Source organism: Pseudomonas hydrolytica, assembly GCF_021495345.1.
Taxonomy (GTDB): Bacteria; Pseudomonadota; Gammaproteobacteria; order Pseudomonadales; family Pseudomonadaceae; genus Aquipseudomonas; species Aquipseudomonas hydrolytica.
Map to the genome: position 1 here is coordinate 4,342,519 of NZ_CP099397.1, position 14,773 is coordinate 4,357,291.

Below are 14,773 nucleotides of genomic sequence, written 5' to 3' on the forward strand. Positions count from 1 at the left end.
CTGCCCAACCTAGGTTGAGCCCGGGCACAGCGAGGCGATCAGCAGGTCGCCGAGTACCGCCTTGGCCTGCTCGATCTGTTCGCGGCTGGCGCTGCGCCCGAGCAGGTCGAGCGAGGCGGCTTCCAGCGCCCAGATCAGCGCCTGATACACCAGCGGATCGCGCGGCGTCAGCTCCGGCTCCAGCCGCTCCACCACCAGACGCAGCATCTCCTGATGGGCGCGCTGACGGTGCGCGGCCAGCGGCGAATCGGCACGCAGCGCCTCCTCCTGCATCAATCGGATGATCGGTCCGACCGCCAGGTGGTAGTCGAAGAACAGGCCGACCATGGCGCGCAGCCAGGCCTGCGGGCTGCCGGCTACCTGCTGCATCTGGCGAAACCGCGCCAGCAGCAGTTGCACCGAGGTCTGGTAGATGCCCTCGAGCACGTCCATCTTGTTGGCGAAGTATTTGTAGAAGGTACGCCGCGATACCTGCGCCGCCTCCAGCAGGTCGTTCACCGTGACCTGCTCCAGGCCCTTGCGGGCGAACACGCCGATGGCCGCCAACTGGATGTTGGTGCGCTGCAGGTGCCCGACCAGCGGGCCCTCGCTGCCGCTACCCTGCTGTGGGGCCAGCGCGCCGTAACCGCCGAGGTCCTCGAACACCGCGCGTATCGCCCCGCGCTCGGTCAGCTCGTCCATGCTCTTCCCCCAACCAAGGCGCGGGTGACTGCGGCGGTCGAGCTGAGTACTCTGGAGCCGCCTCTAGCCGCGGATATTCATCGTGTCGCTCACCCTAGCACGCCCCCTTCTCTGGCCGCTGGCCATCCTTTTGCTGGTTTGGCTGCCGCACGCCGGCGCAGCCGAGCTGTTCTACCTGGGCCAGCGCATTCCCGATATCCACAAGCCCTGGCGTGCCGGCGACTACCAGCAACTGCGCGAAGCGCTGGAACAGCTCGACAGCACACAGGCCAACGCGCTGCCACGGCGCAGCGGCGAGTTCACCGGGCCGATCTACCAGCGCATGATCTCGACCGAGAACTTTCGCCCGCAGCTCAACATCTATGCGCCGCTGGAGCTGCGACAGAACGAGGCGCGCGAGGTGCTGTTCGAACTCAAGGAGCTGATGCGCCTGTACTTCGACTTCCGCGCCAAGCAGCAGCCCTATGCCGCCGAAGCGCTTGGCCTAATGAGCTACTCGCTGCGTCAGCAGGCGATTCTGTTCACCCTCACCACCGAATTCTGGATGACCCTGTCGCAGAGCGAGCAGAGCAACCCGGTGCGCCTGCAGGGCCTGCAGGAAACCAAGGCAGCGGCGGCCATGCTCAGCAACAGCGCGCTGGACTATCTGGAGCTGACCCAGGCCTTCGGCCGCGACGAGCTGCTGCTGTACAGCGCCGAGCTGAGCCAGCAGTTGCCGGAGCTGTACGTGCACCTGCCGGCAGACGTCCAGGCGGGGCTGCTGAAACGGATCGAAGGGCTCGCCAGCAACCATCGTTATCCCCAGGTGGGGAACGACATGGCTGCACTGCTGCCGGTGCTGCAGATGATTCATCGTGACGTGCAGACCAAGCTGGCGCAGCCGGTGACGCCGCCGATCAAGGCCCCGACGCTGGACCTCTCGCTGCCTGGCTCAGCGCAGTAGGCCGAGGCCCTTGGCCCTCGCCACCGCCTGCGTGCGCCGCTCGACGCCGAGCTTGCTGTTGATGTGGCGGGCGTGGGTCTTGACCGTGTGCAGGGAGATGAACAGGCGCTCGCTGATCTCCTGATTGGAACAGCCGCGCGCGATCAGCTGCAGCACGGCCATCTCACGGCCGCTGAGCTTTTCCGTCGGGCCGCTCTCCTCCGGCGCCACGTCCTCGTCCGCCTCCCGAGCGGCCGGCAACTGGGCGAGCAGCGCATCGCGCTGCGGGCAAGCAGGACGCAACTGCAAACGCTCGCGCAGCCACTGCGGCTGGTGCTCGAGCAGTTCGACGAACGGCAGCAGAGCACCGCCCTGGGCGACCTCCAGGCAGCCGTCGAGCTGCTGCTGCGCCTCACGCTCGCGGCCCGTCTGCCGCAGCAGCTGAGCCAGCTGCGCCTGCGCCATCAGCCCCACCAGTTGCCCACCGAGCCCCTGGGCCTGCTGCTGCAAGGCACGCAGACGCCGCTCCGCAGCCTCCACATCGCCCTGTAGACGCTCCAGCGCCGCCTGCTGCAAGTCGATGTGCAGGGCCAGCTGTGGATGGAACTCCGGCGCCAGGGCGCGCCCCTGATCGCCATAGGTTTCGGCCAGTTGCGGCAGCCAGGCGGCGGCCAGCTCGACCTGCCCCTGACGCAACCACAGCTCGCACTTGATCAGGGTGATCATCGCCAGGTAGTAGATCGCCGGTACGTCCCATACATGCATCAGCCGCTCCGCCTCACCGAGCAGGGCAAAGGCCTCGGCGGGGCGGCCGCGGCGCCCTTCCAGACAGGCCAGCACGCAGTAACCGATCAGCACACCGACGTCGCGACAGCTTCTCGCCTCGGCGATACCGGCCTGCAGCTGCTCGGCCGCCCGCGGCTGCAGGCGCAGGCTGAGCAGATAGCCCTCGTACAGGGTCAGACGTGCTCGCACCGAATAGCTGCGCTGCACAGGCAAGCCCTGCAGATGCGCCAGCCCCTGGCGCACCTCGCTCAACGCCCGCAGCACTTCGCCACGCGCCTGCAGCACGCGAGCACGCTCGTAATGCGCCAGCGCTTCGAACAGCGGGTTGTCGATGCGCTGCGCCAGCTCCAGGGCCTCGCGATTGAGGCCTCGCGCTCGCCACAGATCGCCACGTACCATGGCCAGATTGGCCAACGTCGACAGACACATGAAATGGGGGCCATAGCGCTCCGCGGGCAGGCCGGCAAGCGCCTCGCTGCATTGCTGCTCGGCCCGCGCGCCGTCGCCACGGCCACGCGCGATGACGCCATCGAGCGCCTGCCACTGCGCCAGCAGGCTGCGCTGGCCGAGCGGATCGGCCGCAGGCAGGAAACGTCCGAGCTGCTCCAGCAGCTCCTGCGCGGCATCCAGCTGGCAGGCCAGTGCCAGCGCCCAGCCATAGAGCATGATCAAGCGCGGCGTACTGGCCAGCAGGTCGTCCGGCAGGTTGGTCTTCCAGCGCAGCAACATGGCGATGTTCTGCTCTGCCAGCATCTGCTCTTCGGAAAGGTTCTGCACCAGACTGGCGGCGACATCGGCCTGACCGGCCAGCAATGCCTGCTCGATGGCCGAGTCCAGCATGCCCTGCGCGGCGAACCAGCGGCATGCGCGCAGATGAGCGCCGCCCTGCGAGCGAACCTGGCCCTCGAGCGATCGCGCGTTGAGCAGGTCGGAAAACAGGTGGTGGTAACGAAACCACTGGCCCTGCTCGTCAAGCGGCACCAGAAATACCTGATTGGCCTGCAACTGCCGGATGATCGCGGCGCTGTCATGACTGTCGCGCACCGCATCGCAGAGCCCGGCGCAGAAGCGCTCCAGGCAGGCCGTCTCATAGAGGAACTGCTGCACCTCGGGCGGCTGCCGCTCTATCACTTCCTCGAGCAGGTACTCGCGGATCAGCCCCTCGCCGCCATGCAGCGCCAGGTCCTCCTGGGCATCGCCATCGAGCTCCTCGACCGCCAGCAGCCACAGGCGCAGGCCTGCTACCCAGCCCTCGCTGCGCTGCAGGATATCGGCGACCTGCGGCCTCTGCAGGCGAGCCCCCTGGCTGCTCAGCAGGGCATCCACCTCGCCGGTGGTGAGCCTCAGGTCCTGTTCGTTGAGCTCCAGCAACTGCCGCGACAGACGCAGGCGAGCCAGATGCCAGTCGGGCCGCTGGCGGCTGGTCACCAGCAGCAGGACGCCGGGTGGCAGGTGATTGAGGAAGAACTGCAGGCAACGGTCGAGCACCGGCCCCTGCGCCAGGTGATAGTCGTCCAGCACCAGCAACAGCGGCTGACCGTCATCCAGCTCGTCGGCAAGCTCATCGAGCAGACCATCGAGCCACTGTTCGAAGGCAAACGGCTGGTGGCGCTGACGCATTTTCAGCAGGCCGAGCGCTTCTTCACCGAGAGCTGGGTAGAACTGCTGCAGCCCTTGCAGCAGGCGCTCGAGGAAGCGCCCAGGGTCCTGATCGCGCTCGCTCAACCCCAGCCACAGGCTGTGCCAGTGCTCGGGCAACCCCTCGCAAAACTCGATGGCCAGGGAGCTCTTGCCGAACCCCGCAGGCGCACAGACCAGCAGCAGGCGCCCCTGCAGCCCCTCTTCGAGGCGCTGGCACAACCTGGGCCGGGGCACATGCCCTGCCGGCAGCGGTGGCCGGTAGAAACGCGCCTCGACCGGCGAGGCCGGTGCGTAAGGGAAACCAGGCGAACGGGAAAGGTCTGTCATCGGCCACTTCTTGGGAAGTCTTGTGTAGGCGCACCCTGAACTCAGCCTAGCGACTTGTATTGGCCATTTGAAGCGTCGGCTACAGTCCGTAACGAAAAAGCCGGCACAAGGCCGGCTTCGTCGTGTAACTCGACAACAGCAGTTAGCGAACGCCCGCCTGGCGCAGGGCCGCCGGAGTGTAGTCGCTGCTGGAGGCCTTGTAGTTGAAGTCGTAGGCCTGCTTCTCCTCGTTCTTCATACCCAGAGCCAGGTAGCGACCGGACAGCAGGTCGTACAGGGTCTCCACGGTGTACCACGGCACCTGCTTGTCGTAGTAGTACTGGGCATGCGCCTCGGCTACGCGCCACAGGGTACCGCGACCGTCGTAGTGATCGATCAGCGAAGCCTGCCAGGTATCCTCGTCGATGTAGAAGTCACGCTTGGCGTAGATGTGGCGCTCGCCCGACTTCAGGGTCGCGGTCACATGCCAGACGCGGTGCAGCTCGTAACGAGTCAGGTCCTGGTTGATATGGCCGGCCTTGATGATGTCGGAGTACTTCAGGTTCGGCGAATCCAGCTTGTAGGCGTTGTAGGGGATGTAGATCTCCTTCTTGCCGTTGAGCTTCCAGTCGTAGCGATCCGGCGCACCGTTGTACATGTCGAAGTTGTCGGAGGTACGCAGACCGTCGGCCGCGGTACCCGGACCGTCGTAGGACACCTGCGGCGCACGACGCACGCGACGCTGACCGGCGTTGTACAGCCAGGCCAGACGCGGCTCCTTGACCTGGTTGAGGGTCTCGTGCACCAGCAGCACGTTACCGGCCAGACGCGACGGAGCGGTGACGCGCTGCTTGAAGTAGAACAGTACGTTGCTTTCCTTGCTCGGATCGAAGTCGGTCAGCGCATCGCGGAAGGTGAACTCGTCCTGGAAGTAAACAAGCGAGTAGGAACCATTCGGCTGCGGAGTCGCCTGAGTCACCAGACGACGCACGCTGCCACCGCGGTAGCGGGTGATGTGGTTCCAGATCGCTTCCAGGCCGTTCTGCGGAATCGGGAAGGGGTTGGCAGTCTTGAAGTTCTCCAGACCGTTGCCGCCCTCAACCATACGGGTGTTCACCGCGTTCTGCTTGGTCGCCTCGAGTACCGAAGCCGGCAGGCTCGCCGAACGGTGGGTCGGGTAGACCGGCATCTTGTAGCTTTCGGGATAGCGCTTGAACATCGCCAGCTGGCCGGGGGTCAGCTTGTCCTTGTACTGCTCGACGTTCTGCGCGGTGATGGTGAACAGCGGCTGCTCGCTGGCGAACGGGTCCGACAGGAAGCCCTTGCCGTCGACGCTGCCTGCATTGGCCGGCAGACCGCCGGTCCAGGCCGGAATCGAACCATCGGCGTTACCCGCCATTTCAGCACCGACCGGCGTCAGGCTGGCACCCAGCTTGGCCGCTTCATCCGGCGACACTGCCGCCATCACGCTGGTCGCCAGCAGAGACAGGGTCAGGACACCGCTTTGCCACAGTTTTTTTGTTGTTTTCATTTGCATCATGATTCCTCGAAATTCCTGACCGCTTAGAAGTTCACGCCAAAGCTGAGTGCGACGAAGTCGCGATCAATGTTGGTGTTGTACTTACCACCGAAGAAATCGGTGTAGGACAGGCTGGCGGTGTAAGTATTCTGATACTCGGCATCCAGGCCCAGGCTGATTGCCTTGTTGCCCTCGTTGAAGGTCGGACCATAGCCGTCCACGTCATGCGACCAAGACAGGCTGGGCCTGAGGTTTACGCCGGCGAATGCATTGTTGTAATCCAAGATTGCGCGAGCACGATATCCCCACGAAGTGGTGGTGTAGAACCCCTTGTTATTGCATTCTTGAGGATTAGCCGAGTTACCTACAGTCTCGCAGAGGCCCGGAGTAGCTAGGGGACCGCTACCAAACTCTGGGGCCCGACCGAAGCGCAGTTCATTCTTGCCCAGATTGCTAACATGCGAATAACCGACTTCACCAACGAGAGTGAGACGCTCGGCACCAGCGACCTGATCGATAAATTGGGTAACGGTAACTTGCGCCTGAGTCAACGGCTTGCGTACATAACCCTGCAGAACTTCCCCTTCAAAGCCCTGAGCATGACCACTGGTATATATCGGACTATTGGTGTAGGCCAAGCCCGTCTGCAGGATAGACGCCAACGTCAAGTCGATGGTGTTGATCTGCATCGGCATATTCGGCCGATAGCTGATTTCACCTGCGATAGAAGCCGAGCCTGCAGTAGTGGAGAAGCTCATGCCATGCAGACGGATATCTTCCGCATAATCCAGGTAGTAACCTGCATGAAGTTGACCAATTGACGGGTCGGCAAACTGAGGCCCATCTGATGGGCTTATCCCCGGTAGATAAGCACCTCGCCCAGCGACGTAGGAGAGATTCGGCGTACGGCTGTGGTAGTTCATGGTGTAGAAGCCAAACTCGGTGTCCAGTTCCGGCGAGAACCAACGCAGGGCGATACCGTATTGCCCGCTGTCACGGGCATCGTTATCACCCAGACGGCTCAAATAAGCGTAACGAGGACTACCTGGACCGCCAAAATCGGAGCCATCTACGGCCAGACGATCAGTACAGCCGTCGGCCAGCACATCAAGAGCGAAGAAGGTGCCGCAGTTGTCGAGAACCGTCTGATCCCACTCGAGCTGATAGAACACCTCGGCCGAAAGGTTGTCGGTCAGGCTTTGCGACACATAGAACATGTTGACCGGGATCAGGCCTTCCTTGATCTCGGCACCGGGACGACGGAATGCCGCGACATCCACCGGGTTGATCGAGTTGATCGAGTTCTGGATAAAGGTGCTCTCGCCCCAGCTCACCACCTGCTTGCCGACGCGCACGCTGCCCGGCAGCTCTGCGATGGTGTAGTTGTGATAGAGGAATGCGTCGAGCAATTGCACGCCGGACGATTGTGCGGCGGTCTTGCGGTTGCTGTCGTCGATGTCGTAGAGCAGGCGGCTCTCGTCTTTCAGCTCGAAGTCATACCAGTACTTGCCGCGCACGAACACACCGGTATCGCCGTATTTCAGCTCGAGGTCGTGGATGCCCTTGAAGATTTTCGAGAAGGTCTCGCCCTTCTTGAAGTTCAGACGACCGTCGTCGCCGGTCTGGGACGAGGCCCCGCCACCGTTGCGTAGGCCGACCAGGCTCGGGTCGGCACCACGCACCGCCCAGCTGGCACCGACGGACAGTTGCGAATCGAACTGACCCTCGATCTCGCCGATATTGAAAGTGACACCGAATGCCGGAGCGGCGAGGGTGGAAGCGAGGCTGACTGCCAGCGGCAGTTTCGCCAGGCGCCAGTAGGGTGTTGTTTTTGTCATCGACGCTACTCCATGTGTTTTTTGTTATGGATGCTTGGACTATAGCCAGCGGGTACTACTGCTTGATCCCTCGAAAGTGTGATTTGCAGCCCCCAGGCACTCTGGCTCGCAGGTTTCAGACCCTGCCCCTAGCCAAGCATGGACGTGAAACAGCAATTAGCAAGCCAAACGCTTGTTTGACTGGGCAGTCACTTCGACCACCCAGCCAGTTCGCACCTTACAGCGTGGACAGGAATGCGCTCCCGGCCTCCTGCCATTGAGCGATATCGACGCGAATGCGCTTCTTGTCCAGCTTGCCGACACTGGTCTTGGGAACTTCGGTAACAAGCGCGATCTGCGTGGGTATCGCCCACTTGTTGATATGGCCCTGCTCGACGAACGGCTTGAGGTGTTCCTTCAACCCCTTGGCGTCCAGTGCCTGTCCCTCGTGTACCACCAGCAGGGCGAAGGGACGCTCGCCCCACTGCGGATCGGGCACACCGACCACGGCGACTTCGCGGACGGCCGGGTGCCGGCTGATCAGGTCTTCCAGCTCCAGGGAGGAAATCCACTCGCCGCCGGTCTTGATCACGTCCTTGATGCGATCGCGAATCTCGATGAAGCCCATGCCGTCGATGGTGGCCACGTCACCGGTGTGCAGCCAGCCATGCGCCCAGAGCTCCTCGCCCTTCTCCGGCTCCCGGAAGTAACCCTGGGTCAGCCAGGGCGCGCGCAGGACCAACTCGCCCTGGGTTTCACCATCGCTGGGCAACAGCTTGCCTTCGCTGTCCATGATGGCCGCCTCCACCAACGGCACCGGAATGCCGGCCTTGATGCGGTAGGTGGTGCGCTCGTCCTCGCTGCCGGCGCGCAGCTCCTCGTTGAGGTAGGCACAGGAAATCAGCGGGCAGGTCTCGGACATGCCATACGCTGCCGTGAGCTGGATGCCGCGCGCCTTGGCCGCCTCGTACAGCGAACGGTTCAGCGCGCTGCCACCGATGATCATCTTCATGCCGCCGAAGTCATGCCCCTGCGCGCCAGGGGCATTGAGCACCATCTGCAGGATGGTCGGCACGCAGTGGGAGAAGTTGACCTTCTCTTCCTTGATCAGCCGGCAAAGCATGTCCGGCTCGTAGCGCCCCGGGTACACCTGCTTGACCCCGAGCATGGTGGCCACGTAGGGCACGCCCCAGGCGTGCACGTGGAACATCGGCGTGATCGGCATGTAGACATCGTCGTTGCCCAGCAGGCGAATGCTGTCCAGGCCGCCCATGGTGGTCGCCATCGACAGGGTGTGCAGCACCAGTTGCCGATGAGTGAAGTACACACCCTTGGGGTTACCGGTGGTGCCGGTGGTATAGAAGGTAGTGGCTACGGAGTTCTCGTCGAAGTCGGCGAAGTCGTAGCTGGGGCTGGCCGCCGCCAGCAGGCTCTCGTATTCACCGACGAGGTTCGGCAGTTCGGCGCTCTTGTCATCGCCATCGGTCAGCAGCAGGGTCTTCTCGACGGTGGTCAGTTGCCCGGCAATGCCGTTGTACAGCGGCACGAACTCGCTGTTGACCAGCACGAAGCGGTCCTCGGCGTGGTTCATTGTGTAGAGGATCTGGTCCGGCGACAGGCGAATATTGATGGTGTGCAGCACCGCGCCGAGCATGGGAATGGCGAACATGCACTCGAGATAGCGGTGGCTGTCCCAGTCCATCACCGCCACGGTATCGCCGGCCTTGACCCCGGCCCCGCTGAGCACGTTGGCCAGCCGGGCGACGCGCTCGTTGAAGGTGGCGTAGCTGTAACGCAGCTTGTCGCGATAGACGATTTCCCGGGTCTTCTCATAGCGGCTGCCGGACAGCAGCAGGCGCTTGATCAGCAGCGGATAAGCGTGGGCATTGGTAGCGGAAGGGATCAGTCGGGTCTGCAGCATGAAGTCACCTTGAGGCACGCCAGGAATTTATGATGCAGCGACTCTAGAGCGGTGCCTGCACAGCGAAATCAGCCCAAAGAATGATTTGCAACGTGACTCTATGGCCACTTTTAGTCACAGGTTAGAATCGAGACAACCCGCCAGTCCTGAAAAACTTTCGGGAGCAGTTCTTGACGTCGCTGCGCGACAGCCCGGAGGCTGGCAGCCGTAGAGAGCACGCCACAAACAAGGCGGCACCGAGTCACACGTTCGTTCGAGGTAACACCATGTCCGATATCGTCATCGTTAGCGGCGCCCGTACTCCCATGGGCGGTTTCCAGGGCAGCCTGGCCAGCGTGGCCGCCGTCGATCTGGGCGCTGCCGCCATCCGCGAGGCAGTCAAGCGCGCCGGTATCGAGCCGGCCGAGGTGCAGGAAGTGATCATGGGCTGCGTACTGCCGGCCGGCCTCAAGCAGGGCCCGGCACGCCAGGCCTCGCTCAATGCCGGCCTGCCAAGCGCCACCGGCTGCACCACCATCAACAAGCTGTGCGGCTCGGGCATGAAGGCGGTGATGATGGCCTTCGACTCGCTCAAGGCCGGCAGCAACCAGGTGATGATCGCTGGCGGCATGGAAAGCATGTCCAACGCCCCCTACGTACTGGAGAAGGCCCGCACCGGCCTGCGCATAGGCCATGGCGAGATCAAGGACCACATGTTCCTCGACGGCCTGGAAGACGCGCGCACTGGCCGCCTGATGGGCTCCTTCGCCCAGGAGACCGCCGACCGATACGGCATCACCCGCGAGGAAATGGACGCCTACGCCATCGAGTCGCTCAAGCGTGCCCAGACTGCAATCAAGGACGGCTCGCTGGATGCCGAGATCGTGCCGATCACCGTCAGCTCGCGCAAAGGCGAAGTGGTGGTCAAGGATGACGAGCAGCCGCTGACTGCCAATCTGGACAAGATTCCTGCGCTCAAACCCGCCTTCAAAAAGGACGGCACCATCACCGCCGCCAACGCCAGTTCCATCTCCGACGGCGCCAGCGCCCTGCTGCTGATGACTGCCGAGGAAGCTGCCAGGCGCGGCCTCAAACCGCTGGCCAGGGTCGTTGCCCACGCCACCCAGAGTCAGGACCCGAGCGAGTTCACCCTGGCGCCCATCGGCGCCATGAGCAACCTGCTGAAGAAGACCGGCTGGAACAAGGATGAGGTGGACCTGTTCGAGATCAACGAAGCGTTCGCCATGGTGACCATGCTGGCCATGCGCGAACACGGTCTGGATCACGCCAAGGTCAACGTCTTCGGTGGCGCCTGCGCTCAGGGGCACCCGGTCGGCTCCACCGGCTCGCGGATCATCCTTACCCTGATCAACGCCCTGCAGAAGAAAGGCGGCAAGCGCGGTATCGCCTCGCTGTGCATCGGCGGCGGCGAAGCCACTGCCGTGGCCATCGAACTGCTGTAAGCCAGCCCATCACGAAAGAGCCCCGCAGTCGCGGGGCTCTTTCGTTTAACGCATCTCGGTCAGCGCCAGCTTCACGCCGATGCCCACCAGCACCGCGCCCATCAGCCGGTCGAACCAATGCCCCATGCGGGCAAAGCCAGCGCGTACACGCTGCTGACTGAACAGCCAGGCCACCAGGCAGAACCAGAAGGCGGTGGCCAGCGCCAGATACAGGCCATAACCGGCCTGCACCGCCACCGGCGTGTGCGGGTTGATCACCACGGTGAACAGCGACAGGAAGAACAAGGTCGCCTTGGGGTTCAGGCCGTTGGTCACGAAGCCGGTGACGAAGGCGCCACGGCCACTGCGCTCACCTGCCGCCAGGTTCAGCTCGGCACTGGCCGGGTCTGCCGGACGCGCGCGCAGCGCCTTGATGCCGATGTACAGCAGATAAGCGGCGGCCAGCCATTTCAGCGCGTTGAACAGCACGATGGACTGCGAAACGATCAGGCCGATACCGAGCAGCGAATAGGTCACGTGTACCAGGATGCCGGTGCCGACACCGAAGGCGGTGAACAACCCCGCACGCCGCCCATAGGCCACGCTCTCGCGCACCACAATGGCGAAATCGGGGCCCGGGCTGGCCACGGCCAGCAGGTGAATCAGGGCAACGGTGAGGAACTCGGTCCAGTACATGAGGGCTCCGCAGCGGCAGTCGAGGTCTGATAGGCTCGCCAATCTACTCCTGCGCCCCCTCTGCGAAAAGGTACAGCTGATGAGCAACAGCGCCCGCGCCGTATTCCTCGACCATGCTTCCCTCGACCTCGGCGACCTCGACATGCATCCCCTGCAGCAGGCCTTTGCCGAACTGACGCTGCATGCACAGACCGCCCCCGAGCAGGTTGCCGAGCGCCTGCAGGGCGCCCAGGTGGCCATCAGCAACAAGGTGCCGCTGAATGCCGCCACCTTCGCTGCCTGCCCCGAGCTGAAACTGGTGCTGGTCACCGCCACCGGCACCAACAACATCGACCTGAACGCCGCCCGTGCCCATGGGGTGACGGTGAGCAACTGCCAGGGTTACGGTACCCCTTCGGTGGCTCAGCACACCCTGCTGCTGCTGTTGGCACTGGCCACCCGCCTGCCCGACTACCAGCGCGACGTGGCTGCCGGTCGCTGGCAGCAGGCCAGCCAGTTCTGCCTGCTCGACCACCCCATCGTCGAACTCGAGGGCAAGACCCTCGGCCTGCTAGGCCACGGTGAACTGGGCAGCGCGGTGGCCCGCCTGGCCGAGGCCTTCGGCATGCGCGTGGTGCTTGGCCAGCTGCCGGGCAGACCAGCGCGCGCCGACCGCCTGGCTTTGCACGAGCTGCTGCCACAGGTCGATGCGCTGACCCTGCACTGCCCGCTCAACGAGCAGACCCGCAACCTGATCGGCGCTGCCGAGCTGGCCCTGATGAAGCCGCAGGCCCTGCTGGTTAACACCGCCCGTGGTGGCCTGGTCGACGAACAAGCACTGGCCGACGCCTTGCGCCGCGGTCATCTGGGCGGCGCGGCCACCGACGTACTGACGCAGGAACCACCGAAAGACGGCAACCCGCTGCTGACTGGCGACATCCCGCGGCTGATCGTCACCCCGCACAACGCCTGGGGTAGCCGCGAGGCACGTCAGCGCATCGTCGCCCAGGTGGTGGAAAACGCAGAAGCCTTCTTCGCCGGTGCGCCGCGCCGGGTGGTCGGGTAAGCTGCGCAGCTTTTTAAGGGAGCGACGAGGTGGCGTGCGCTTAACAGCGATGCCCGGTTTCGCGAGCCGAGCTCGCCCCGCCCCCTCAATTTTTTCGCATCACAGATTTCAGGAAGCACCATGGACCCGCGAAGCGAAGTTCTCCTGCGCCAGGCCGAGCTGTTCGAAGGCGAGCTGTTGCTGGCTGGCCTGCCGGCCGACGACCTGCTCGGCGTCCTGCCGCAGGCGCATGGCTGGAGCTGGCATGCCGGCGACCAGACGCAACTGGCGGCGCGCTTTGCCGGTCGTAGCCACTTCGACACGCAGATGCCGAAAGGCGACTATCGCGCGGCCGTGCTGTTCCTGCCGAAATCACGCGAGCTGACCGACTACCTGCTGCAGGCGCTCGCCTCGCGACTGACTGGCCGGCCGCTTTATCTGGTGGGCGAGAAGCGCGGCGGCATCGAGCGCGCGGCCAAGCAACTGGCGGTCTACGGCAAGCCGCGCAAGCTCGACAGCGCGCGCCACTGCCAGCTCTGGAGCGTGCAGATCGAGCAGGCGCCGGCAACGCCCGATCTCGACGCCCTGGCCCAGGTCTATAGCCTGCAACTGGCCGACGGACCGCTGCAGGTGGTGAGCCTGCCGGGCGTATTCGCCCACGGCCGCCTGGATCGTGGCAGCGCCCTGCTGCTGGAGCATCTGGACAATCTGCCGCAGGGACATCTGCTGGATTTCGGCTGCGGCGCAGGCGTGATCGGCGCCACCCTCAAGCGTCGTTACCCATCCAGCCACGTCAGCCTGCTGGACGTCGATGCCTTCGCCCTGGCCAGCAGTCGCCTGACCCTGGCCCGCAACGGGCTGGAGGCCGAGCTGATCGCCGGCACGGGCATCGAGTCGGCGCCCGGGGAGCTGGCCGCCATCGTCAGCAACCCGCCGTTTCACCAGGGCGTACATACCCACTATCAGGCCAGCGAAAACCTGCTGACCCAGGCCGCGCGCCACCTGCGCGAAGGCGGCGAGCTGCGGCTGGTGGCTAACAGTTTCCTCAAGTATCCACCGTTGATCGAGCACCATCTCGGCCCTTGCCGCACCCTGGCCGAGGCCGACGGTTTTCGCATCTACAGCGCACGTCGCTGAGTGGGGTTGCCCGGAACGCAACGCTTGGGCACAATGGCGCCCGTCCTAGGGGAGTAGTCTCCCGCGAGCGCCCTGCTCGCCCGGCACGCGTCAACACACTTGCTCCGCAGAGCATGGCGCGTGCGACCCAAGGCCTTCATAGAGAGGCCTGCGGTTTGACAAGACCTATGACACGCACACCTTACCCGGGGCGGGAAGGTCGTACGTGTCATAGCCGTGTCGACCCGCCCCTTTAGGAAGCCTGATGCTGGAATCCCTGTTCGTCCCCACCCTCATCGTTGCCCTTGCCGAAATCGGCGACAAGACGCAATTGCTTGCCCTGTTGCTGGCCGCGCGCTTTCGCAAGCCCTGGCCGATCATCTGGGGCATCGTGGTCGCCACCCTGGCCAACCATTTCGCCGCAGGTGCCGTTGGCAACTGGGTCGCCGGATTCTTCTCCCCCGCCACCCTGAGCTGGATACTCGCCGCCAGCTTCATTGCCGTGGCCGCCTGGACGCTGATCCCCGACAAGCTGGACGAGGACGAAGCATCCGGCCTGAAGAAGTACGGCCCCTTCCTCACCACCCTGATCGCCTTCTTCCTCGCCGAGATGGGCGACAAGACCCAGGTCGCCACGGTGATGCTGGCGGCGCAGTACCCGCATTTCGTGCTGGTGGTGATCGGCACCACCCTGGGCATGCTGATCGCCAACGTGCCGGTGGTGCTGGCGGGCAACTTCGCCGCCGAGCGCCTGCCGCTAACGCTGATCCGCCGCCTGGCTGCATGCGCCTTTGCCGCCCTGGCCGTCTATGCCGGCTATCAGGCGCTGACGCTGAGCGGGTTGCTATGACACATCGCTGACGCCAGCGAAGCGGCATTTCGGCCAATCCCAGCCCCCTCCCGCCTGCTGCTAAATTGCCGAC

11 protein-coding genes and 1 riboswitch are annotated in these 14,773 nt (G+C 64.2%); of the genes, 5 read left to right on the forward strand and 6 right to left on the reverse strand.

Annotation, left to right across the window (positions count from 1 at the left end; genetic code table 11):
• Positions 1-9 precede the first annotated feature (9 nt).
• Entirely contained in the window at positions 10-681 is a 672-nt protein-coding gene (locus L1F06_RS20365; RefSeq protein WP_003240478.1) for a TetR/AcrR family transcriptional regulator, read from the reverse strand.
• 82 nt (positions 682-763) lie between these two features.
• Between L1F06_RS20365 and L1F06_RS20370 the strand changes: the two genes are divergently transcribed.
• Positions 764-1,624, forward strand: a complete 861-nt coding sequence (locus L1F06_RS20370; protein WP_003240476.1) for a hypothetical protein — start codon at positions 764-766, stop codon at positions 1,622-1,624.
• Here the strand turns inward: L1F06_RS20370 and L1F06_RS20375 are convergent.
• The 4 genes from L1F06_RS20375 to L1F06_RS20390 form a co-directional block, all read right to left on the reverse strand.
• Entirely contained in the window at positions 1,613-4,357 is a 2,745-nt protein-coding gene (locus L1F06_RS20375; RefSeq protein WP_003240475.1) for a winged helix-turn-helix domain-containing protein, read from the reverse strand. The genes L1F06_RS20370 and L1F06_RS20375 overlap by 12 nt on opposite strands.
• A gap of 142 nt (positions 4,358-4,499) precedes the next feature.
• A complete protein-coding gene (locus L1F06_RS20380; RefSeq protein ID WP_003240472.1) occupies positions 4,500-5,867 on the reverse strand; it encodes a DUF1329 domain-containing protein in 1,368 nt (455 codons plus the stop codon).
• A gap of 32 nt (positions 5,868-5,899) precedes the next feature.
• Positions 5,900-7,693, reverse strand: coding sequence for a DUF1302 domain-containing protein (locus L1F06_RS20385; protein WP_003240471.1), 1,794 nt, complete (start codon positions 7,691-7,693; stop codon positions 5,900-5,902).
• A 217-nt stretch (positions 7,694-7,910) separates the two neighbouring features.
• On the reverse strand, positions 7,911-9,593 hold the full coding sequence (locus tag L1F06_RS20390; protein ID WP_129482942.1) for a fatty acid--CoA ligase: 1,683 nt from the start codon (positions 9,591-9,593) through the stop codon (positions 7,911-7,913).
• Between the two features lie 266 nt (positions 9,594-9,859).
• Here L1F06_RS20390 and L1F06_RS20395 point away from each other — a divergent pair, with 266 nt between their 5' ends.
• Positions 9,860-11,035: a thiolase family protein gene (locus L1F06_RS20395; RefSeq protein ID WP_129482943.1), complete on the forward strand. Its 1,176-nt coding sequence runs from the start codon at positions 9,860-9,862 to the stop codon at positions 11,033-11,035.
• A 45-nt stretch (positions 11,036-11,080) separates the two neighbouring features.
• Here the strand turns inward: L1F06_RS20395 and L1F06_RS20400 are convergent, their stop codons facing one another.
• The gene (locus tag L1F06_RS20400; RefSeq protein WP_129482944.1) at positions 11,081-11,710 is read right to left on the reverse strand and encodes a LysE family translocator; all 630 of its coding nucleotides are present in this window, start codon (positions 11,708-11,710) and stop codon (positions 11,081-11,083) included.
• A gap of 79 nt (positions 11,711-11,789) precedes the next feature.
• Between L1F06_RS20400 and L1F06_RS20405 the strand changes: the two genes are divergently transcribed.
• The 3 genes from L1F06_RS20405 (at position 11,790) to L1F06_RS20415 (ending at position 14,700) form a co-directional block, all read left to right on the forward strand.
• Positions 11,790-12,755, forward strand: a complete 966-nt coding sequence (locus tag L1F06_RS20405; protein ID WP_129482945.1) for a 2-hydroxyacid dehydrogenase — start codon at positions 11,790-11,792, stop codon at positions 12,753-12,755.
• A 120-nt stretch (positions 12,756-12,875) separates the two neighbouring features.
• The gene (locus tag L1F06_RS20410) at positions 12,876-13,871 is read left to right on the forward strand and encodes a methyltransferase (protein WP_129482946.1); all 996 of its coding nucleotides are present in this window, start codon (positions 12,876-12,878) and stop codon (positions 13,869-13,871) included.
• Positions 13,872-13,907: 36 nt separating this feature from the next.
• Positions 13,908-14,028, forward strand: a riboswitch (yybP-ykoY riboswitch).
• 90 nt (positions 14,029-14,118) lie between these two features.
• The gene (locus tag L1F06_RS20415) at positions 14,119-14,700 is read left to right on the forward strand and encodes a TMEM165/GDT1 family protein (RefSeq protein ID WP_129483040.1); all 582 of its coding nucleotides are present in this window, start codon (positions 14,119-14,121) and stop codon (positions 14,698-14,700) included.
• Positions 14,701-14,773: the final 73 nt, after the last annotated feature.